This is a genomic window from Pseudomonas shiyinii (assembly GCF_056725765.1).
Map to the genome: position 1 here is coordinate 4285697 of NZ_CM161522.1, position 19807 is coordinate 4305503.

21 protein-coding genes and 1 pseudogene are annotated in these 19807 nt (G+C 63.8%); 9 read left to right on the forward strand and 13 right to left on the reverse strand.

Translation table 11 applies throughout. The features are described 5' to 3' along the window. Positions 1-19 precede the first annotated feature (19 nt). Positions 20-196: pseudogene (locus ACXHGZ_RS19330) on the reverse strand (amino acid ABC transporter substrate-binding protein); the annotation flags it as partial. A 158-nt stretch (positions 197-354) separates the two neighbouring features. Between ACXHGZ_RS19330 and ACXHGZ_RS19335 the strand changes: the two are divergent. Then, a complete protein-coding gene (locus ACXHGZ_RS19335; protein ID WP_084854304.1) occupies positions 355-807 on the forward strand; it encodes a GNAT family N-acetyltransferase in 453 nt (150 codons plus the stop codon). A gap of 34 nt (positions 808-841) precedes the next feature. On the opposite strand, the gene ACXHGZ_RS19340 is transcribed toward ACXHGZ_RS19335, so the two are convergent. From ACXHGZ_RS19340 to tkt, 8 genes are all read right to left on the reverse strand, one after another. Next, positions 842-1138, reverse strand: a complete 297-nt coding sequence (locus ACXHGZ_RS19340; protein WP_084854072.1) for a winged helix-turn-helix domain-containing protein — start codon at positions 1136-1138, stop codon at positions 842-844. A gap of 12 nt (positions 1139-1150) precedes the next feature. Continuing rightward, positions 1151-1651 carry a M48 metallopeptidase family protein gene (locus ACXHGZ_RS19345; RefSeq protein WP_480461038.1) on the reverse strand — a complete coding sequence of 167 codons (501 nt, stop codon included), beginning with the start codon at positions 1649-1651 and terminating at the stop codon, positions 1151-1153. A gap of 125 nt (positions 1652-1776) precedes the next feature. Then, the gene (gene fba, locus ACXHGZ_RS19350) at positions 1777-2841 is read right to left on the reverse strand and encodes a class II fructose-bisphosphate aldolase (RefSeq protein WP_084854068.1); all 1065 of its coding nucleotides are present in this window, start codon (positions 2839-2841) and stop codon (positions 1777-1779) included. 98 nt (positions 2842-2939) lie between these two features. After that, entirely contained in the window at positions 2940-3269 is a 330-nt protein-coding gene (locus ACXHGZ_RS19355) for an MliC family protein (RefSeq protein WP_084854066.1), read from the reverse strand. Between the two features lie 160 nt (positions 3270-3429). Then, a complete protein-coding gene (locus ACXHGZ_RS19360; RefSeq protein ID WP_084854302.1) occupies positions 3430-3645 on the reverse strand; it encodes a hypothetical protein in 216 nt (71 codons plus the stop codon). Between the two features lie 32 nt (positions 3646-3677). After that, positions 3678-4841 carry a phosphoglycerate kinase gene (locus tag ACXHGZ_RS19365; RefSeq protein WP_480461040.1) on the reverse strand — a complete coding sequence of 388 codons (1164 nt, stop codon included), beginning with the start codon at positions 4839-4841 and terminating at the stop codon, positions 3678-3680. A gap of 12 nt (positions 4842-4853) precedes the next feature. Continuing rightward, positions 4854-5915, reverse strand: coding sequence for an erythrose-4-phosphate dehydrogenase (gene epd / locus ACXHGZ_RS19370; protein ID WP_480461041.1), 1062 nt, complete (start codon positions 5913-5915; stop codon positions 4854-4856). 150 nt (positions 5916-6065) lie between these two features. Next, the gene (tkt, locus tag ACXHGZ_RS19375; protein ID WP_084854060.1) at positions 6066-8063 is read right to left on the reverse strand and encodes a transketolase; all 1998 of its coding nucleotides are present in this window, start codon (positions 8061-8063) and stop codon (positions 6066-6068) included. Between the two features lie 309 nt (positions 8064-8372). On the opposite strand from tkt, the gene ACXHGZ_RS19380 reads away from it, so the two are divergent. The 6 genes from ACXHGZ_RS19380 (at position 8373) to ACXHGZ_RS19405 (ending at position 14784) form a co-directional block, all read left to right on the forward strand. After that, a complete protein-coding gene (locus tag ACXHGZ_RS19380; protein ID WP_480461042.1) occupies positions 8373-9365 on the forward strand; it encodes an ArsR/SmtB family transcription factor in 993 nt (330 codons plus the stop codon). Between the two features lie 19 nt (positions 9366-9384). After that, the gene (metK, locus tag ACXHGZ_RS19385; protein WP_196145943.1) at positions 9385-10575 is read left to right on the forward strand and encodes a methionine adenosyltransferase; all 1191 of its coding nucleotides are present in this window, start codon (positions 9385-9387) and stop codon (positions 10573-10575) included. Between the two features lie 297 nt (positions 10576-10872). Next, complete coding sequence (gene ligB / locus ACXHGZ_RS19390; protein ID WP_480461044.1) at positions 10873-12546, forward strand: NAD-dependent DNA ligase LigB; 1674 nt, start codon at positions 10873-10875, stop codon at positions 12544-12546. Positions 12547-12607: 61 nt separating this feature from the next. Continuing rightward, on the forward strand, positions 12608-13003 hold the full coding sequence (locus ACXHGZ_RS19395; protein WP_480461046.1) for a DUF1090 domain-containing protein: 396 nt from the start codon (positions 12608-12610) through the stop codon (positions 13001-13003). Positions 13004-13130: 127 nt separating this feature from the next. Then, on the forward strand, positions 13131-13526 hold the full coding sequence (locus ACXHGZ_RS19400) for a DUF1090 domain-containing protein (RefSeq protein WP_480461047.1): 396 nt from the start codon (positions 13131-13133) through the stop codon (positions 13524-13526). A gap of 286 nt (positions 13527-13812) precedes the next feature. After that, positions 13813-14784 (forward strand): IS110 family RNA-guided transposase, encoded by a 972-nt coding sequence (locus ACXHGZ_RS19405; RefSeq protein ID WP_480460242.1) that lies wholly within the window; start codon positions 13813-13815, stop codon positions 14782-14784. Positions 14785-14876: 92 nt separating this feature from the next. On the opposite strand, the gene ACXHGZ_RS19410 is transcribed toward ACXHGZ_RS19405, so the two are convergent. After that, a complete protein-coding gene (locus ACXHGZ_RS19410) occupies positions 14877-15323 on the reverse strand; it encodes a c-type cytochrome (RefSeq protein WP_084854049.1) in 447 nt (148 codons plus the stop codon). Between the two features lie 118 nt (positions 15324-15441). On the opposite strand from ACXHGZ_RS19410, the gene mltA reads away from it, so the two are divergent. Next, entirely contained in the window at positions 15442-16593 is a 1152-nt protein-coding gene (gene mltA / locus ACXHGZ_RS19415; protein WP_084854047.1) for a murein transglycosylase A, read from the forward strand. A 72-nt stretch (positions 16594-16665) separates the two neighbouring features. Here mltA and ACXHGZ_RS19420 read toward each other — a convergent pair whose 3' ends face one another. Both ACXHGZ_RS19420 and ACXHGZ_RS19425 read right to left on the reverse strand, forming a co-directional pair. Next, complete coding sequence (locus ACXHGZ_RS19420; RefSeq protein WP_084854046.1) at positions 16666-17052, reverse strand: MAPEG family protein; 387 nt, start codon at positions 17050-17052, stop codon at positions 16666-16668. A gap of 28 nt (positions 17053-17080) precedes the next feature. Beyond that, the gene (locus ACXHGZ_RS19425; RefSeq protein WP_196145950.1) at positions 17081-17914 is read right to left on the reverse strand and encodes an EamA family transporter; all 834 of its coding nucleotides are present in this window, start codon (positions 17912-17914) and stop codon (positions 17081-17083) included. Positions 17915-18169: 255 nt separating this feature from the next. On the opposite strand from ACXHGZ_RS19425, the gene ACXHGZ_RS19430 reads away from it, so the two are divergent. After that, positions 18170-19405, forward strand: coding sequence for a cation:proton antiporter (locus ACXHGZ_RS19430; protein WP_480461050.1), 1236 nt, complete (start codon positions 18170-18172; stop codon positions 19403-19405). A gap of 71 nt (positions 19406-19476) precedes the next feature. Here the strand turns inward: ACXHGZ_RS19430 and ACXHGZ_RS19435 are convergent, their stop codons facing one another. Continuing rightward, positions 19477-19785 carry an AAA family ATPase gene (locus tag ACXHGZ_RS19435; RefSeq protein WP_480461052.1) on the reverse strand — a complete coding sequence of 103 codons (309 nt, stop codon included), beginning with the start codon at positions 19783-19785 and terminating at the stop codon, positions 19477-19479. Positions 19786-19807: the final 22 nt, after the last annotated feature.

A 19807-nucleotide genomic window follows, 5' to 3' on the forward strand; every position in this document is an offset into this window, starting at 1 on the left:
CCTGCGAAAGCGTCGCATGTCAGAACCCATGCTGACGCAACAGCCGGGCATAGCTGCCATCGGCCTTCATCGCGGCAATGGCGCGGTCGAATCGCTCGACGATCTGTCGATGTTCGGGATGCTTGAGGCTGACCAGGATATGCAGGTTGTTCTCTCCCAGCGCGGGCTCCACGAAGGTCACGGCTTCACGCACCTCCTTCGTCTACAAAGCCCTCTCGGTCGGCAGCCGACAAATGATATCAAATAGCCTCTATTTTGGCCGAATGTTGCGGAGCCTGTTTTTGGGCAATGTCCGACTCGTCGCCGGAGCCTGGATTTGCGATGATCGACCGCCCCTTCAAAGAGTTCATACCCATGTCCATCGAGTGGATCTGCAAGCACCATACCGACCTTGGCAAGGAGCAGCTCTATGCCATCCTGCAACTGCGCACCGAAGTCTTCGTGGTGGAGCAGCAATGCGCCTACCAGGAGGTCGACGGCCAGGACCTTTGCGGGGATACGCTGCACCTGATGGGATGGGAGCAGGACCGTTTGGTGGCCTACCTGCGCCTGCTCGACCCTCAATCCCAAGGCGGCGATGTGGTCATTGGCCGGGTGGTGACCGCCCCCGCCGCGCGCGGTGGCGGCCTGGGCCATCAGTTGTTGCTCAAGGGCCTGGAGTGCGCCGAGCACTGCTGGCCGGGAACACCGATCTATCTGTCAGCCCAGGCACATCTACAGGCCTACTATGCGCGGCATGGGTTCGAAGTGGCGGGGGAGCAGTACCTCGAGGATGGCATCCCGCATATCGGTATGCGCAAGGCTTGAGATAAGAGGGCATAGAGCAGCCGGAGCGCTCAGGTCATGGATACCCCAGCACGTCCCTGATCTGGCGCAGGTGCTGGATGATCCACTGCTTGTCGATGGCCCCCCAATCATGGATACGGTAGTGCCCGGCGTGATTGCGCGCCCCCGCCTGCTGCTCGAACTCGCAGACGATGTCCAGGTCGGCCAGGGCGGCGATGGTGTCCTGGGCGGTGCGCCTGGGCATGCCGGTGGCCGCCATCAGCGCCGGCACGCTGGTGGCGGTCTGGCTGTCGATCAGCCAGGCCACGTAGAGCCGGCGGTAGAAACTGCTCTTGGTCTTGCTCACATCCATGCTGCTCGATCCTCAGGTGATGCCCGGTAGCTCCCGGTAGGTCAGGTAGATGCGCAGGTCGAACTCCAGTTGATGGTAGTCCGGTTCCATGTGCTGGCAGAGTTGGTAGAACGCCTTGTTGTGGTCGCGCTCGCGCAGGTGTGCCAGTTCGTGCACCACGATCATGCGCAGGAACTGCGGCGCGGCCTCCTTGAACAACGAAGCGATGCGGATTTCCTTCTTGGCCTTGAGCTTGCCGCCCTGCACCCGCGAGACCGCAGTATTCAGGCCCAGGGCACGGTGGGTCAGGTCCAGGCGGTTGTCGAACAGTACCTTGTCCAGGTTTGGCGCACTGCGCAGATACTGCTGCTTGAGGTCCTGGGCGTAGCTGTACAGGGCCTTGTCGTTCTGCACGTCGTGACGATCAGGGTAGCGTTTGCGCAGGTAGTCACCCAGGCGGTCGGTGGCGATCATCTGGCGCACCTGCTCTTGCAGGTGGGGAGGGTAGGCTTGCAGGTAGCGTAATGTGGTCATGGCACGGCGTTCAACGAAACGAATCGCGGGGCAAGCCCGCTCCCACAGGGTTCGGCGTGCGCAACCCCTGTGGGAGCGGGCTTGCCCCGCGATGGGGCTGCGCAGCAGCCCCAATGGACGCCAGATCAGTTGACCTTGGCAGCCAACTCGCCCTTGGCGTAACGCTGGAACATGCCTTCCAGGGAGATCGGCTTGATCTTGGAGGCATTGCCGGCAGTGCCGAAGGCTTCATAACGGGCGATGCAGACATCACGCATGGCCTTGACGGTCTCGGCGAAGAACTTGCGTGGGTCGAACTCGCTCGGGTGCTGGGCCATGTAGCGGCGGATGGCACCGGTGGACGCCAGGCGCAGGTCGGTGTCGATGTTGACCTTGCGCACGCCGTACTTGATGCCTTCGACGATTTCCTCGACCGGCACGCCGTAGGTTTCCTTGATGTCACCGCCGTATTCGTTGATGACCTTCAGCCATTCCTGAGGCACCGAGGAGGAGCCGTGCATCACCAGGTGGGTGTTGGGGATGCGCTTGTGGATTTCCTTGATGCGGTCGATCGCCAGGATGTCGCCGGTTGGCGGCTTGGTGAACTTGTACGCGCCGTGGCTGGTGCCAATGGCGATGGCCAGGGCATCGACCTGGGTCTTCTTGACGAAGTCGGCAGCTTCTTCCGGGTCGGTCAGCATCTGGCTGTGGTCCAGGGTGCCTTCGGCGCCGATGCCGTCTTCTTCACCGGCCTGGCCGGTTTCCAGGCTGCCCAGGCAACCCAGCTCGCCTTCCACCGACACGCCGCAGGCGTGGGCGAACGCCACGGTCTGCTGGGTGACGCGCACGTTGTACTCGTAGTCGGACGGGGTCTTGCCGTCTTCCTTGAGCGAGCCGTCCATCATCACCGAGCTGAAGCCCAGCTGGATGGAGCGCTGGCATACGTCAGGGCTGGTGCCGTGGTCCTGGTGCATGCACACCGGGATGTGCGGGAACTCTTCGATCGCTGCCAGGATCAGGTGACGCAGGAAGGGGGCACCGGCGTACTTGCGGGCACCGGCCGAGGCCTGGACGATGACCGGAGAGTCGGTCTTGTCGGCGGCTTCCATGATGGCGCGCATCTGCTCGAGGTTGTTGACGTTGAAAGCCGGAACGCCGTAGCCGAACTCGGCGGCGTGGTCCAGCATCTGGCGCATGCTAATGAGTGCCATTGTGTATCTCTCTCCCGACAAGCGTCGTTGTTTCGTGCAAGCCTGCCGCAGGGGCGGTTGCTGTTCAAGTAGTGTGGGCCGCCTCGCGGCCCGGCCAGTCACGGTGCCTTGCAGCCCCGCCCAATCAGGTCGTTGGTTGCGACCCAGTACACCAGGCCTTCATCGCCCTTGGTGTGCAAGGCCAGCACGCCATCGCTGTAGAGCGCACCCGAGGCGCCCGGCTCGGACTTGAGCCGGTAGACCTGGTCGCCGCCGCCCAGACGCACGTCGACCGACTCCTGGGTGGCATCGGCGAAGCGCCAAAGCACTTCGGCCTGTGTGTCGCAGACCCAGCGGGTCCAATTGTCCGCCGGGGCGGGTTGCGGCGATTGCAGCAGTGAGCATCCTGCCAGGGTCGCCAGGGCCATCGAGGCCAGTAGCGCTTTCATTCAATTCCCTCGATTGGGGCTGCTGCGCAGCCCTTCGCAGCTTCGCCAGCTCCCCCAGGGAAAATGTGTACCCCGTGGGAGCTGGCGAAGCCTGCGATGGGCCGCACAGCGGCCCCCTGTTCAAGACCACAAAACAGCCCGCAGGTTGCCTGCCCCCCGATCAAGGGCACCCCGGCGCCTTGCGCTGGTGTTCGTCGTCGTACTTTTCCAGGCCTTCCGGGCCCATGCGCTTGTTGATCACCGGGGCCGTCTCCGCCTGCCACTGGGACTGGTAGCAACCGCCCTTGGGCGGCTGCGACGGCTCGCTGTCCGCGCCCTTGCCGGAGCAAGCGCCCAACAGCAGGGCCAGGATCATCACAGGCAATTGCTTGACCATCAGGTCGCTCCCTTTGCCATGCGCCGTCATGCTCAGGCCTTGGCCCGTTCTTCCAGGATAGCAACGGCAGGCAGGACCTTGCCCTCGACGAACTCGAGGAATGCGCCGCCACCGGTAGAAATGTAGGAGATATCAGCGCCGACGCCATACTTGTCGATGGCCGCCAGGGTGTCACCACCACCGGCGATGGAGAAGGCGGCGCTATCGGCAATGGCCTTGGCCAGCACCTTGGTACCGTTGCCGAACTGGTCGAATTCGAACACGCCGACCGGGCCGTTCCACAGGATGGTCTTGGACGACTTGAGCAGCTCCGCGCACTGTTCGGCGGTCTTCGGGCCGATGTCCAGGATCATGTCGTCATCGGCCACATCGGCGATGGACTTGATGGTGGCTTCGGCGCTCTCGGCGAATTCCTTGGCCACCACCACGTCCACCGGCAGCGGTACGCTGACCTTGGCGGCGATGGCCTTGGCGGTCTCGACCAGGTCAGGTTCGTACAGCGACTTGCCGACCTTGTGGCCGGCCGCGGCGAGGAAGGTGTTGGCGATGCCGCCGCCGACGATCAGCTGGTCACAGACGGTGCTCAGGCTGTTCAGCACGTCCAGCTTGGTGGACACCTTGGAGCCGGCGACGATGGCGGCCATCGGCTTGGCCGGGGCCTTCAGGGCCTTGCCCAGGGCGTCCAGCTCGGCGGCCAGCAGAGGGCCGGCCGCAGCGACCTTGGCGAACTTGGCCACACCATGGGTGGAACCCTCGGCACGGTGGGCGGTGCCGAAGGCGTCCATGACGAACACGTCGCACAGGGCAGCGTATTTCTGCGCCAGCTCGTCGGCGTTCTTCTTCTCGCCCTTGTTGAAGCGAACGTTCTCGAACAGCACCAGGTCACCGGCCTTGACCTCGACACCGTCGAGGTAATCGGCAACCAGCGGCACGTCGCGGCCCAGGGCCTTGCTCAGGTAGTCGGCAACCGGCTTGAGGCTATTCTCGGCGGAGAACTCACCTTCGGTCGGGCGCCCCAGGTGCGAGCAGACCATCACGGCCGCGCCCTTCTCCAGGGCCAGCTTGATGGTCGGCAGCGCAGCCAGGATACGCGCATCGCTGGCTACCACACCGTCCTTCACAGGGACGTTGAGGTCTTCGCGGATCAGTACGCGCTTACCTTGCAGGTCGAGGTCGGTCATCTTCAACACGGTCATGAATGCAGTCCTTCAGGGCTGTTTGGTGCGGGTTTGGTGGACGACGCGCAGGAAGTGACCCGCGACGTCGAGCATACGGTTGGCGAACCCCCATTCGTTGTCGAACCAGGCCAGCAGGTTCACCAGGCGGGGGCCGGAAACACGGGTCTGGCTGGCATCGACGATGGCCGAATGCGGGTCATGGTTGAAATCACAGCTGGCATGGGGCAGCTCGGTGTAGGCCAGCAGCCCCTTGAGCGGGCCGTCCAGGGCAGCCTCGCGCAACACCCGGTTGACCTCGGCCGCGCTGGTGTCGCGGGCGGTCTGCAGGGTGATGTCCAGGCACGACACGTTGACGGTCGGCACGCGTACCGCTTTGGCCTGGATTCGCCCGGCAAGTTCCGGAAGCAGCCGCTCGATGCCACGCGCCAGACCAGTGGACACCGGGATCACCGACTGGAAGGCCGAACGGGTGCGGCGCAGGTCCTCGTGGTGGTAGGCGTCGATCACGGGCTGGTCGTTCATCGCCGAGTGGATGGTGGTGATCGACACATACTCGATGCCGAACGCCTGGTCCAGCACCCGCAGCAGCGGCACGCCGCAATTGGTGGTGCAGGAGGCATTGGACACCAGGCGCTCTTGGCCACCGAGGCAATCCTGGTTGATGCCGTAGACCACCGTGGCGTCCACATCCGCCTCACTGGCCATCGGCTGGGAGAACAGCACTCGCGGCGCGCCGGCATCGAGGAAGCGCTGGCCATCGGCACGGGTGTTATAGGCGCCGGAGCATTCCAGCACCAGGTCCACGCCCAGGGCGCCCCAGTCGATGCCTTCCGGAGTGGCGCTGCGCAGGACCTTCACGCAGTCGCCGTTGATGTGCAGGCAATCGCCATCGACCCTCACCTGGCCGGGGAAACGCCCGTGGGTGGAGTCGAAGCGGGTCAGGTATTCGAGGCTGGCCTGGTCGGCCAGGTCGTTCAACGCAACGATTTCGAAACCGGCATCCGCCCCGCGCTCGAACAAGGCGCGCAAGACACAGCGACCGATACGGCCATAACCGTTGAGTGCAACTTTGTAGGGACGCGGATGGGACATAGGTGGCTCTTGAACTCCGGCGGTTGAACAGGGCCGCTGGGCGGCCCATTCGCGACACAAGGCCGCTCCTACAGGGGACGACATGCGCAATACCCTGTAGGAGCGGCCTTGCGCCGCGAACGAGGGCCAAGGGCCCTCGCCTTGCCTGTATCAGTCTTCCAGCAGCTCTTCGGCAGTACCCAGGATGTTCTCCAAGGTGAAGCCGAATTCTTCGAACAGTGCCGAAGCCGGTGCCGACTCACCGTAGGTGGTCATGCCGATGACACGGCCTTCCAGGCCCACGTACTTGTACCAGAAGTCGGCATGGGCAGCTTCGATGGCGATACGCGCGCCCACTTCCAGTGGCAGCACCGACTGCTTGTAGGCAGCATCCTGGGCATCGAACACGCTGGTGCACGGCATGGAGACCACGCGAACCTTGCGGCCCTGCTCGGTCAGCTTGGCGTGCGCCTGGACCGCCAGGCCCACTTCCGAACCGGTGGCGATCAGGATCAGTTCAGGCTCGCCGGCGCAGTCCTTGAGGATGTAGCCGCCGCGGCTGATGTCGGCGATCTGCTGGGCGTCGCGCTCCTGGTGCTGCAGGTTCTGGCGCGAGAAGATCAGCGCCGACGGGCCGTCCTTGCGCTCCAGGGCGTTCTTCCAGGACACGGCCGACTCGACCGCGTCGGCCGGGCGCCAGGTGTCCAGGTTCGGGGTGCTGCGCAGGGCGGTCAGCTGCTCGATCGGCTGGTGGGTCGGGCCGTCTTCGCCCAGGCCGATGGAGTCGTGGGTGTAGACGTGGATCACGCGCTGCTTCATCAGGGCCGACATGCGCACCGCGTTGCGCGCGTATTCCATGAACATCAGGAAGGTCGCGCCATATGGCACCAGGCCGCCGTGCAGGGCGACGCCGTTCATGATGGCGGTCATGCCGAATTCGCGCACACCGTAGAACACGTAGTTGCCGCTGGCATCGTCGGCGCTGACGCCCTTGCAGCCCTTCCACAGGGTCAGGTTGGAACCGGCCAGGTCGGCGGAGCCGCCGAGGAACTCGGGCAGCAGCGGGCCGAAGGCGTTCAGGGCGTTCTGGCTGGCCTTGCGGCTGGCGATGGTTTCGCCCTTGGCGGCCACTTCGTTGATGTAGGCCTGGGCCTTCTCGGCGAAGTCGGCCGGCAGCTCGCCGCTTTCACGTCGCTTGAACTCGGCAGCCAACTCCGGGTAGGCCTTGGCGTAGGCGTCGAAGCGCTGGTTCCACTCGGCCTCAAGCTTGGCGCCGGCGGCCTTGGCATCCCACTCGGCGTAGATCTCGGCAGGGATTTCGAACGGGCCGTGGTTCCAGTTCAGCTCCTTGCGCGCCAGGGCGATTTCGTCGTTGCCCAGCGGTGCGCCGTGGCAGTCTTCCTTGCCCTGCTTGTTCGGCGAGCCGAAGCCGATGATGGTCTTGCAACAGATCAGGGTCGGGCGGTCGCTCTTGCGGGCGGTCTCGATGGCCGTCTTGATCTCGTCGGCGTCATGGCCGTTGACGTTGCGGATCACCTGCCAGTTGTACGCCTCGAAGCGCGCCGGGGTGTTGTCGGTGAACCAGCCGTGCACTTCACCGTCGATGGAGATGCCGTTGTCGTCGTAGAAGGCGATCAGCTTGTTCAGGCCCAGGGTGCCGGCCAAGGAGGCGACTTCGTGGGAGATGCCTTCCATCATGCAGCCGTCGCCGAGGAACACGTAGGTGTTGTGGTCGACGATGGTGTGCCCTTCACGGTTGAACTGGGCGGCCAGCACTTTTTCCGCCAGGGCGAAGCCCACGGCGTTGGCGATGCCCTGGCCCAACGGGCCGGTGGTGGTTTCCACGCCTGCGGTGTAGCCGTATTCCGGGTGGCCCGGGGTGCGGCTGTGCAACTGGCGGAAGGCCTTGAGGTCATCGATCGACAGGTCGTAGCCGGTCAGGTGCAGCAGCGAATAGATGAGCATCGAGCCGTGGCCGTTGGACAGCACGAAGCGGTCGCGGTCGGCGAATTTCGGGTTGCTCGGGTTGTGCTTCAGGTAGTCGCGCCAAAGCACTTCGGCGATATCCGCCATGCCCATGGGGGCACCTGGGTGGCCGCTGTTGGCCTTTTGCACGGCATCCATGCTGAGGGCACGAATGGCGTTGGCACGTTCACGACGGCTGGGCATCGCTGAGTCTCCTGGGGCTTGAAAAGGTGGTGAAACGAAAAAAGGCCGCCATTTTCGCCCACAGGCGGGCCCGGGGGCAATGACGGATGGTCGCAGTTGGGTATTTTTCCTATGTTTGTGGCGTAAATCGGGACAAACCTGATGTCGCTGCCGGCCTGTTCGCGGGTAAACCCGCGCCGATAGCACAGTCTCCAGCTTGTGGGAGCGGGGTTGCCCGCGAACCGGCTCCCTCTCCGCCCGTCATTCAATATCAAAACTTTTTGATATTGGCCTTGCAGGGGCAACGATGCCTGTCTAGACTGCCGCACCATGAACCTGCGTGCGCAACCGATCCCCCAGCAAAGCGAAACCCTGGCAGCCCTGTGCAAGGCCAGTGGCGACGCCTTGCGCCTGAACGTATTGCGCGCCCTGGCCAGCGACTCCTTCGGGGTGCTGGAGCTTGCGCAGATCTTCGACGTCGGCCAGTCCGGCATGAGCCATCATCTCAAGGTGCTGGCCCAGGCCGAGCTGGTGGCCACCCGCCGCGAGGGCAACGCGATCTTCTATCGCCGTGCCCTGCCCGACAGCCTGCGCCTGGGCGGCCGCCTGCACGCGGCACTGCTCGAGGAAGTCGACGGGCTGGCCCTGCCGCAGGATGTGCAGGCCCGGATCGCCCAGGTGCAACAGCGCCGGGCGGCTACCAGCCAGGACTTCTTCCTGCGCGTGGAAGAAAAATTCCGCGCCCAGCAGGACCTGATCGCCGGCCTGCCGCAATACCGTGAAAGCCTCCTGGCCCTGCTCGACAACCTGAGCTTCGGCGCCGGGGCCACGGCACTGGAAGTCGGCCCGGGTGATGGCGGTTTCCTGCCGGACCTGGCGCGGCGCTTCGCCCAGGTCACGGCCATGGACAACAGCCCGACCATGCTCGAGCTGGCCCGCCAGGTCTGCCAGCGCGAAGGCCTGGATAACGTAAACCTGCAGTTGGCCGATGCACTGGGTGCAACGGATGTGGAAGCCGACTGCGTTGTGCTGAACATGGTGCTGCACCACTTCAGCGACCCGGCCCTGGCCCTGCGCCTGCTGGCCAAACGGGTGAAAGCGGGCGGCAGCCTGCTGGTCACCGAGCTGTGCAGCCATGACCAGGGGTGGGCGCGGGAAGCCTGCGGCGACCTCTGGCTGGGCTTCGAGCAGGACGACCTGGCCCGTTGGGCCCGGGTAGCGGGACTGGTTCCCGGGGACAGCCTCTATGTGGGCTTGCGTAACGGTTTCCAGATTCAGGTCCGCCATTTCCAGCGGACGACTGGCGACACTCACCATCGGTAAATTTTAGGAACCCGTCGAGATGAGCGAATACTCCCTTTTCACTTCCGAGTCCGTGTCCGAAGGGCATCCGGACAAGATCGCCGACCAGATTTCGGATGCGGTCCTTGATGCAATCATCGCCCAGGACAAGTACGCCCGCGTGGCCTGCGAAACCCTGGTCAAGACCGGTGTCGCCATCATTGCCGGCGAAGTGACCACTTCGGCCTGGGTCGACCTGGAAGAACTGGTGCGCAAGGTCATCATCGACATCGGCTACGACAGCTCCGACGTTGGCTTCGACGGCGCCACCTGCGCCGTGATGAACATCATCGGCAAGCAGTCGGTGGACATCGCTCAGGGCGTCGACCGCTCCAAGCCGGAAGACCAGGGCGCGGGCGACCAGGGCCTGATGTTCGGCTACGCCAGCAACGAGACCGACGTGCTGATGCCGGCCCCGATCTGCTTCTCCCACCGCCTGGTCGAGCGCCAGGCCGAGGCGCGCAAGTCCGGCCTGCTGCCGTGGCTGCGCCCGGACGCCAAGTCCCAGGTCACCTGCCGCTACGAGAACGGCAAGGTCGTCGGCATCGACGCCGTGGTCCTGTCCACCCAGCACAACCCGGAAGTGTCCTACAAGGACCTGCGTGAAGCCGTCATGGAGCTGATCGTCAAGCACACCCTGCCGGCCGAGCTGCTGCACAAGGACACCCAGTTCCACATCAACCCGACCGGCAACTTCATCATCGGTGGCCCGGTGGGCGACTGCGGCCTGACCGGGCGCAAGATCATCGTCGACTCCTACGGCGGCATGGCCCGCCACGGCGGCGGCGCCTTCTCCGGCAAGGACCCGTCCAAGGTCGACCGTTCGGCAGCCTATGCCGGCCGCTACGTGGCCAAGAACATCGTTGCCGCGGGCCTGGCCGAGCGTTGCGAGATCCAGGTGTCCTACGCCATCGGCGTGGCCCAGCCGACCTCCATCTCGATCAACACCTTCGGCACCGGCAAGATCGCCGACGAGAAGATCGTGCAACTGGTCCGCGAGTGCTTCGACTTGCGCCCGTATGCCATCACCACCATGCTCGACCTGCTCCACCCGATGTACCAGGAGACCGCTGCCTACGGCCACTTCGGCCGCATTCCGCAGCAGAAGACCGTCGGCGACGACACCTTCACCACCTTCACCTGGGAACGCACCGACCGCGCCGAGACCCTGCGCAACGCAGCCGGCCTGTAAGCGTCGCGCTTGCGCTGCCTGTGACGAGCCCCCGCCGAGCGATCGGCGGGGGCTTTTTTCATCCTGCATCGCCTGTTCCGCTCCAATCGCCGGCAAGCCGGCTCCCACAGGTATGGCGATGTCTTTGGGACCGCGCAGGGCAGGTAGGAGCCGGCTTGCCGACGATGCTCCACGCACGCGCCCCATCCGCCACACCACCCACAGAGCGACGAAACATCGTCTGACACCTTGATCGGGCACGCCCGATGGCAGCGGCCTAGGCTGAGCATTCGACTACGCCACGCACGGATGCCGGCCATGCGCTTCATGCTGTTCTTGCCCCTGTTGTTGTGTTCTTTCGCCCTCTGGGCCAATGCCTCCCCCTGCCCCGACTGGCCTGCGCAGCGCGCCAACGAAGAGGCTGCGCAGCTGGGCGAGGCCCTCGCCCGCTGGGACGATCACTACCACCTCCAAGGCATCTCCCTGGTCGCCGATGAAATCTACGACCAGAGCGTCCAACGCCTGCGCCAGCTCCAGGCCTGCTTCGGCCTGCCTCAAGCGCACGCCCCGTTGTCTGGCGCCGGCGGCCCTGTTGCCCACCCGGTCGCACATACAGGCGTGGCCAAGCTGGACGACGAGCACGCTGTGGCCCGCTGGCTCGACGGCAAGCGCAACGTCTGGATACAACCGAAGGTGGATGGCGTCGCCGCAACCCTGGTGTACCGATCCGGCCAGCTGGTGCAGGTGCTCAGCCGCGGCGACGGTGTGCGAGGCCACGACTGGAGCCGGCACATCGCACAGCTCACCGGCCTGCCGCGCCACCTGCCCGAGCCAATGGACCTGGTGCTGCAAGGTGAACTGTACTGGCGCCTCGAGCAACACGTTCAAGCCAAGGCAGGCGGCGCCAATGCCCGAAGCACCATCGCCGGGCTGATGGCGAGGAAGCAGTTGACCGCTGCCCAAGGCGCAGGCGTCGGCGTGTTCGTCTGGGACTGGCCAAGCGGGCCGAGCAACCAGGACGAACGCCTGGCTCGGCTGGCCGAACTCGGGTTCCCCGACAGCCAGCGCTACAGCGTCGCCATCGACGACATGGCGCAGGCCACCCATTGGCGCCAGCATTGGTACCGCTCGCCCCTGCCCTTCGCCACCGACGGCGTGATCCTGCGCCAGGACAGCCGCCCACCGGCCCGCCGCTGGCGCGCCAAGCCGCCCTACTGGATCGCAGCCTGGAAGTACCCCTTCCAGCAGGCATTGGCCGAAGTGCGAGACGTGCGCTTCAAGGTCGGGCGAACCGGGCGCATCACACCCTTGCTGCACCTGAACCCGGTGATGCTGGATGAACGCCGGATCAGTGTGGTCAGCGTTGGGTCACTGGCACGCTGGCAAGCGTTGGACATCCGCCCCGGCGACCAGGTGGCGATCACCCTGGCAGGCCTCACCGTGCCCAGGTTCGAAGGCGTGGTGCACCGCAGCACTGATCGCCCGCCCGTCCTGGCGCCGGACCCCAGCCAACATCATGCGCTCAGTTGCTGGCGGCCAGACGCACCGTGCAAGCAACAATTCCTCGCCCGCCTGGCCTGGCTAGGTGGGCGCCAGGGGCTGCAGATGCCGGGTGTAGGGCCCGCGACCTGGGCGCAGTTAGTCGAGCATGGCGTCGTTAGCGACCTGCATGCCTGGCTCGGTCTGGAGCGCGAGGACCTACTGGGTATACCGGGCATCAGCACGGCACGTGCGGAACAGTTGCTGAAGGCCTTCTCGCAAGCAAGGCGCCAGCCTTTCGAGCGCTGGCTCCGAGGCTTGGGCGCGCCGGCGCCCAGCAGCCTGCAACTTGCGCCCGACTGGGCGAGCCTGGCAGCCCGAAGCGTCGAGCAATGGCGTGCCGAGCCCGGTATCGGCCCTGGGCGAGCAGCACAACTGGTGGCATTTTTCACTGATGAATCGGTTGGCCGGGTGGCCGAACAATTGCGAGCCCAGGCAATCGAGGGTTTCTAAATTCCTCGGATCAGGGCAGCATTTCCCTTTTCCGTTGCCCTGCCATCGAATGGAGTCCCCGATGAAACTGCTTTCGTCCCTTGCCCTGACCGCCTTGCTCGGCCTGGCTGCCGGCCCCCTGCTGGCCGTTGAAGAGCAACCTGGGCTGACCGGTTGCGCGGCCAAGCGCCAGGCCATCAGCGAACAGATCGAACAGGCCCGCGCCAACGGCAACGCCGAGCAACAGACCGGCCTGGAAAAGGCCCTAGACGAAGTCACCGAACACTGCACCGACGCCAGCCTGCGCAAGGAGCGCGAACAGAAGGTGCTCGACGCCCGTCACGAAGTGAACCAGCGCACCAAGGATTTGGACAAGGCGATGAAGAAGGGCGACGCCGAGAAGATCAACAAGCGCAAGGAAAAGCTCGCCGAGGCCAAGAAAGAACTGCAGGAAGCCGTTGACGGGCTGGAACGCTAACACCGCTGCAGCTGTAGGAATTTTCTGAAAACGATGCGGTAGTTCCGATCGGAGTTCACCTGGTAGCAGGAATGTAGGCACTATTCCCTACATTCTCTGTTGCTATTACTTCGAAAAGGAAACCGCCATGAAACGACGCTCCTCCTTGGCGCTGATGATTGCCCTCGGCTTGGCCGCAGGCTCGCTGCAAGCGGCGCAGCCCAGCCCAGGCCTGACCAGCTGCGCGGCCAAGCGCAGCGCCATCGAGAACCAGCTCGAATACGCCAGGCAGCACAACAACTGGGGCGAAATCCGCGGCCTGGAAAAAGCCCTGAAGGAAAACACCGAGCACTGCACCGACGCCGGCCTGCGCCAAGAGCGCCTGGCCAAGATCGAGAAAGCCAAGGCCGAGATCGCCGAGCGCCAGGCCGACCTCCGCGAAGCCAAGGCCAAGGGCGATGCCGACAAGATCGCCAAGCGCGAGCGCAAGCTTGCAGAATCCGAAGCCGAGCTGAAACAAGCCGAGCTCGAGCTCGACAAGTGATCCTGTCAGGGGCTGGTGCGCAGCCCTTTCGCGGCACAAGGCCGCTCCTTGTATCTCGACTTTCGCCTTCCAAGAGGCGAAAGTTCTCGACTGATCATCGAGGGAGGGTCATGAAGCGGAGCCGCTCCAAGGGCATCGAGCCCGTATTGTAGATAACGCTCAGACCCTCCAACCCCACTCGAACAGTTCGAACGGTATCTAGTGCCCGCCCCCGGCGTGAGCACGCATTCACAAGGTTGAACCGAGTGCTGGGTGATCGAACTTTCGTTGTCTGAAGGAGAAGATCATGTCTGTTGTTGTTGGCGTCGATGTAGCCAAGCGATCCTTCGATATTGCGACTCCACTTCCCAATGGGAAGGTTCGCACCAAGGCCAAGCTGTCCAATGATCCGAGTGGTTTTGAGCAGTTCGCAACCTGGCTTGAGAAACATGCCGAACCGCGTGCCTGGGTTGTCATGGAGGCCACTGGCACTTATCACGAGGCGCTTGCCGATTGCCTTCATGCCAAGGGTTACCGGGTGTGCATTCTGAATCCCGCCGTAATTGCCAAGTTTGCCGAGGCCGACCTTCGACGCGTCAAAACCGATAAGGCTGATGCCAAGGTTATTGCTGCTTATGGCCAGCAAAAACAGGATGAGCTCCGTCAGTGGGAGCCTGAGCCGCCAGCTCAGCGGCGCTTGCGGGCCTTAGTACGGCGTCTGGACGACCTGAAAGAAATGCAGCAGATGGAGCAGAACCGTCTGGATGTGGCGCAGACAGCTGTGCAGGAGTCAATCAGAGCTGTAATTGGGCATATCACCGAAGAAATAGAGAAAACCCGCAAGGCGATTGAGCAGACGATCGATGACGATCCGGATCTGCGCCAACGGCGAAAACTGATTACATCGATTGATGGTCTGGGTGATACCACAGCCGCACTGATCCTCGCAGAACTGGGTGATCCGCTGAAATACGAAAGCCCGTCAGCCATTGTTGCGTTTGCAGGTCTGAACCCGATGATCCATCAATCGGGGGAGAAGATTGGCCAATCGACCATTTCTCGCACAGGAGCGCCGAGGCTGCGCGCCGGCTTGTGGATGTCAGGCACGGTCTCGATCAGACACAACCCGGTCGTGAAGGCACTGGCAGAGCGTTTGAACAGCCGGCGTAAAGCCTATAAGCAGATAGTTTGCGCTGCTATGCGCAAGCTTTTGCACCTGGTGTATGGCGTGGTGAAGTCCGGTAAACCGTTTGACCCTCAAATCGCCCTTGCGGGGTGAGGGTCAAGACGGTATCTACACCGATTCATATGCCCGTAGGAGCGGCCTTGCGCCGCGCAAGGGCCGCAAAGCGGCCCCAACCCACCACCGTCTCAGTGGTTACGAAACTCCGTATGGCACGCCTTGCAAGCCGCCTCCACCTTGTCCATCGGCGCCTTCAACCGCGCTACGTCGAGCGGCTGTTCACGGGTAGCGCCCACCAATTCCCCCGTCACCCCCTCCAGTTGCCGCGCCAAGTCATGAAAACGCGCCTGACGCTCCCACACGTCGGGTCGCGCACTGCTGTCGCCTTCATCCTTGACCTGTGGAAAATGCTGCCAGGGTGCATGAGCCAGGCCATCGAGCTTCACGGCCCCTTCAGCGAAACGGGCACCGTCGAACGGCAGGCGCCCACGCAGCATGCCGCCCATGTCCTCGCTGGTCTTGAGCATCTGCTTGAAGATCGCCTTGCGCTGGCCCAGGGGTGAGTTAGGATCGACACGGTCGCAGGCCGCCAGGGTCAGGCCGGCCAACAGCAGAACGGTGAAACATTTCAACATCACGGTCACATTGGCATAGGGAAAGGGCCAACAGTATCCTCGTCTGCTCGACAAAGACCAATACCCCTACGAAAACCATGGGTAGCCCACACCTGGCCACCCACTCAAGGATTCGACCATGACATCTGCTCTGCGCCACCTCGCCTGGGCGCTCCCTGCCCTGGCCCTGCTGGCCGGCTGCAATGGCGGCGAGAACGCCAAGCCCGAACCCCATGCCGTGGCGACCTATGCCTCGGCCACCTGGCAAGAGCTGCCGACCGTCAGCGACAGCGACCTGTTGGCGGGCTTCCAAGCCTGGCGCAATGGCTGCGAGAAGCTCAAGCGTGATCCGATCTGGGCCACCACCTGCGAGGCCGCCGCGCGCATGCCGGACGACGCCGCCCAGGTACGCGCCTTCCTGCAACAGAACCTGCAGGTCTACGGCTTGCGCTCGGCCGAGAACAACGCCAACGGCCTGATCACCGGTTACTACGAACCGGTCTACCCAGGCAGCCTGGAGCACACCGAAACCGCCCATGTGCCGGTCTATGGCGTGCCCGAGGACATGATCGTGGTCGACCTGGCCAGCGTCTACCCGGAACTCAAGGGCAAGCGCCTGCGCGGGCGTATCGAAGGGCGGGTGCTCAAGCCCTACGACACCGCCGAGGTGATCTACCGCGACGGCGCCAAGGCACCGGTACTGGCCTGGCTGACCGACCCGATGGACCTGCAGTTCCTGCAGATCCAGGGCTCGGGGCGCATCCAGCTCGAAGATGGTCGTCAACTGCGCGTCGGCTATGCCGACCAGAACGGCCACCCGTACCGCCCCATCGGGCGCTGGCTGGTCGAACAGGGCCAACTCAAGAAAGAAGACGTGACCATGGGCAGCATCCATGCCTGGGCCCAGGCCAACCCACAGCGCGTGCCGGAACTGCTGGCCAGCAATCCGAGCTACGTATTCTTCAGCACCCGACCGGACAGCAACGAAGGCCCACGCGGCTCCCTGAACGTGCCGCTCACGGCCGGGTACAGCGTGGCCATCGACCGTAAGGTGATTCCACTGGGCAGTTTGCTGTGGCTATCGACGACCCGCCCCGATGGCACACCGGTAGCGCGCCCAGTGGGCGCACAGGACACCGGTGGTGCGATCACCGGCGAGGTGCGCGCGGACCTGTTCTGGGGCACCGGCCCCGAGGCCGGCGAGCTGGCGGGCAACATGAAGCAGCAAGGGCAGATCTGGCTGCTGTGGCCCAAGGGCGCACCGCTGCCCGACGTGCCGAAAGTGCCTTGACCTCATCGGCCCAATCGCCGGCAAGCGCCGCACTTATTGTGGGAGCCGGCTTGCCGGCGATTGGCCCTCCAGTCAGATCGAGACCACGAACAACGCCACGATCATCGCCAGCCCGGCGAACCAGACCAGCGAACGCAGGATCGCCAGGTCAGCCAGGTAGCAGATGATGTAGAGCAGGCGGCTGGTGATATACAGCACCGCCAGCACATCCTGGGTCACCTGCTCGGCATTGCCGACGATGTCGGCCACCAGCACTGCCGCTGCGAATGCCGGAAACGCCTCGTAACCGTTCTGCTGCGCTGCGTGGGCGCGCCGTGGCAGGCCCGAGAGGGTGTCGAGAAACGCACGCGGGTCATGGTTGTCGCGCAGGCCAAAGCGGCCACTGCTCAGCTTGGCCGTCAACCCGCACAGCGGCGGCAGGATGAGGGCGATCAGGATGCACCACAGGGCTACGGTCATGGACAGGACTCCTTGTTCAAATCGTTGGTCAGAGCTTCATCACCAGCATGCCTGCCAGGACCAGCCCGCAAGCTAGGAGTCTTGGCCCGCCAAAAGGTTCTTTGAGGTAGCGCATGCCCATGAGCACCACCAGGATCACGCTCAGCTCACGCAGCGCCGCCGCCTCGGCGATCGAGCCCAGGTGCATGGCCCACAGCACCAGGGCGTAGCTCAACAATACGCACAACCCTACCGCCAGCCCCAGGCGCCACTGCGTCCGCCAGAACAACGCGAACGGCGCTCGCCGTGCCACACAGGCCAGCAACGGGAACGGCCAGGCGCTGAGCAACGTCAGCCAGACCAGGTAGTCCATCGGCTTGCCCCACAGCTGCACCGCCTTGCCGTCGAACCAGGTGTAGCAACCGATGCACAGGCCGATCAGCGCCACCACCGGCAGCATCGACCAGGGTAGCCGGTCACCGCCGCCGCCCTGCCACAACAGGCACGCCATGCCGCAGGGGATCAGCAGGATGCCGATGATCTGCTTGTCGCTCAGCGCCTCGCCGGCGAAAGCCAGGGTCAGCCCCAGCACCACCAGCGGCGACAAGCCCCGCATCAGAGGATAGACCAGCCCCAAGTCACCGACCCGGTAAGCCTGGATCAGCAGGAAACGGTACAACTGCTCGGCCAGGGCCGAAGCCAGCAACCAAGGCCAGATCTCCCCGGGTGGAAAGTCGACGAAGGCCACTGCCAATACGGCGAAAACCAGGGCCACCAGGTCCATGCTGGCGATCACCAGCAAGCGCTCGCCACTGAATTTGATCAGGGTATTCCAGGTCGCGTGCAGCAGGGCGGCGACCAACACCAGCGAAGTTGCCAACACGCCTTGTTGTCCTTACTACGTTTTATGGTTGTGAATATAGGGGGTCGAAGTGCAGGGCGGTAGAGCTTCATTGCTCTCGAGATCGAGCGCCGCCCAGGCGGCGCTCGATCCCAGCCGCACCACAAATCCTCAGCCAAGCAGAACGATTCCGACAATTCTGGTCAAATCCTGTGTCCCGAACCCCTCGTCAAGTCATCGAACAACTGCCCGAGCGATTCGGGCCACGACTTGGAAGCCACTGTTACAGGATTTGGGATGCTTGAACTTGTTGCTGCGTTTATTTGCCTGACTACCCTCCTCACCTACGTCAACTACCGCTTCATCGGCCTGCCGCCGGCCATCGGCGTGATGGTCACCGCGCTGTTGTTCTCCTTGATATTGCAGGGCTTGAGCCTGATCGGCTTCCCTGGCCTGGAGGCCCGCGTCGAAGGCCTGATGAACCAGATCGACTTCAACGACCTGTTGATGCACTGGATGTTGTCGTTCCTGCTGTTCGCCGGCGCCCTGCATGTCAACCTCGCCGACCTGCGCAGCTACCGCTGGCCGATCGGCCTGCTGGCCACCCTGGGCGTGCTGATCGCCACCGTGGTGATCGGTTTCCTCGCGCATTGGGTCTTCGCCCTGTTCGGCTGGGACGTGCCACTGATCTACTGCCTGCTGTTCGGCGCGCTGATCTCGCCCACCGACCCGATCGCCGTGCTCGGCGCGCTACGTACCGCCAACGCGTCCAAGCCCTTGAAGACCACCATCGTCGGCGAGTCGCTGTTCAATGACGGCACGGCGGTGGTGGTGTTCACCGTGCTGCTCGGCATTGTCCAGCTCGGCGAGGCGCCCAGCTTCGCCGACACGGCCGTGCTGTTCGCCCGCGAAGCCATCGGCGGCGTCGTCTTCGGTGGCGTGATCGGCTATGCCACCTACCGCATGATCAAGAGCGTCGAGCAGTACCAGGTCGAAGTCATGCTGACCTTGGCGCTGGTCATCGGCGGGTCGGCCATGTGCTACGAGCTGCACGTGTCGGCGCCGATCGCCATGGTGGTGGCCGGCCTGATCATCGGCAACCTGGGGCGCAACCTCGCGATGAACGACATGACCCGACGCTACATGGACGGCTTCTGGGAACTGATCGACGACATGCTCAATGCCCTGCTGTTCGCCCTGATCGGCCTGGAGCTGTTGCTGCTGCCATTCAACTGGCTGCACCTGGCCGCCGGCAGCGTGCTGGCCGTGGCGGTGCTGCTGTCGCGGCTGCTCACCGTGGCCCCGGCCATCGTCCTGCTGCGCCGCTGGCGCAGCGTGCCCAAGGGCACCGTGCGCGTACTGACCTGGGGCGGCCTGCGCGGTGGCGTATCGGTGGCCCTGGCCCTGTCGCTGCCCGGTGGGCCTGAGCGCGACCTGTTGCTGTCGATCACCTATATCGTGGTGCTGTCGTCGATCCTGGTACAGGGGTTGAGCATCGGGCGGGTGGTGCGCGGGGTTACTGCACAGTCGTAATGACACGCGTGTGGATACCCCGCGTTATTTCGCCCACTGATGGAGTGGGCTGCTATCGCGGGGGAATCCGCTCAATCGTGCAACATTTTCTCAAGAAACGCTCCTGATGATGAGATCACAGCTCTGTAGAGGTTGAACAATTCCGTATCCCTCGCCTGCGTGGGCTCCAGCACGCCACCTTCAAGCTTGAAGAGATCACAACCGGGCGTGAACATGAGAATCGGCGAGTGCGTAGCAATGACGAATTGGGCGCCACCCTCGGCAAGCTCGCAAATTCGGATAATGAAATTGAGTTGCCGTTGCGCAGACAGCGAAGCTTCTGGCTCATCGAGAATATAAAGACCATTTTCTTTGAAACGATGCTGGTAAAGCGCTTCCATGGCTTCACCATGGGATAACTCA

Bases quoted from the DNA above. Each gene is read 5' to 3' on its own strand.
- ACXHGZ_RS19335 (WP_084854304.1), top strand. From the start codon at position 355: ATGTCCATCGAGTGGATCTGCAAGCACCATACCGACCTTGGCAAGGAG.
- ACXHGZ_RS19340 (WP_084854072.1), bottom strand. From the start codon at position 1,138: ATGGATGTGAGCAAGACCAAGAGCAGTTTCTACCGCCGGCTCTACGTG.
- ACXHGZ_RS19345 (WP_480461038.1), bottom strand. From the start codon at position 1,651: ATGACCACATTACGCTACCTGCAAGCCTACCCTCCCCACCTGCAAGAG.
- fba (WP_084854068.1), bottom strand. From the start codon at position 2,841: ATGGCACTCATTAGCATGCGCCAGATGCTGGACCACGCCGCCGAGTTC.
- ACXHGZ_RS19355 (WP_084854066.1), bottom strand. From the start codon at position 3,269: ATGAAAGCGCTACTGGCCTCGATGGCCCTGGCGACCCTGGCAGGATGC.
- ACXHGZ_RS19360 (WP_084854302.1), bottom strand. From the start codon at position 3,645: ATGGTCAAGCAATTGCCTGTGATGATCCTGGCCCTGCTGTTGGGCGCT.
- ACXHGZ_RS19365 (WP_480461040.1), bottom strand. From the start codon at position 4,841: ATGACCGTGTTGAAGATGACCGACCTCGACCTGCAAGGTAAGCGCGTA.
- epd (WP_480461041.1), bottom strand. From the start codon at position 5,915: ATGTCCCATCCGCGTCCCTACAAAGTTGCACTCAACGGTTATGGCCGT.
- tkt (WP_084854060.1), bottom strand. From the start codon at position 8,063: ATGCCCAGCCGTCGTGAACGTGCCAACGCCATTCGTGCCCTCAGCATG.
- ACXHGZ_RS19380 (WP_480461042.1), top strand. From the start codon at position 8,373: ATGAACCTGCGTGCGCAACCGATCCCCCAGCAAAGCGAAACCCTGGCA.
- metK (WP_196145943.1), top strand. From the start codon at position 9,385: ATGAGCGAATACTCCCTTTTCACTTCCGAGTCCGTGTCCGAAGGGCAT.
- ligB (WP_480461044.1), top strand. From the start codon at position 10,873: ATGCGCTTCATGCTGTTCTTGCCCCTGTTGTTGTGTTCTTTCGCCCTC.
- ACXHGZ_RS19395 (WP_480461046.1), top strand. From the start codon at position 12,608: ATGAAACTGCTTTCGTCCCTTGCCCTGACCGCCTTGCTCGGCCTGGCT.
- ACXHGZ_RS19400 (WP_480461047.1), top strand. From the start codon at position 13,131: ATGAAACGACGCTCCTCCTTGGCGCTGATGATTGCCCTCGGCTTGGCC.
- ACXHGZ_RS19405 (WP_480460242.1), top strand. From the start codon at position 13,813: ATGTCTGTTGTTGTTGGCGTCGATGTAGCCAAGCGATCCTTCGATATT.
- ACXHGZ_RS19410 (WP_084854049.1), bottom strand. From the start codon at position 15,323: ATGTTGAAATGTTTCACCGTTCTGCTGTTGGCCGGCCTGACCCTGGCG.
- mltA (WP_084854047.1), top strand. From the start codon at position 15,442: ATGACATCTGCTCTGCGCCACCTCGCCTGGGCGCTCCCTGCCCTGGCC.
- ACXHGZ_RS19420 (WP_084854046.1), bottom strand. From the start codon at position 17,052: ATGACCGTAGCCCTGTGGTGCATCCTGATCGCCCTCATCCTGCCGCCG.
- ACXHGZ_RS19430 (WP_480461050.1), top strand. From the start codon at position 18,170: ATGCTTGAACTTGTTGCTGCGTTTATTTGCCTGACTACCCTCCTCACC.
- ACXHGZ_RS19435 (WP_480461052.1), bottom strand. From the start codon at position 19,785: ATGGAAGCGCTTTACCAGCATCGTTTCAAAGAAAATGGTCTTTATATT.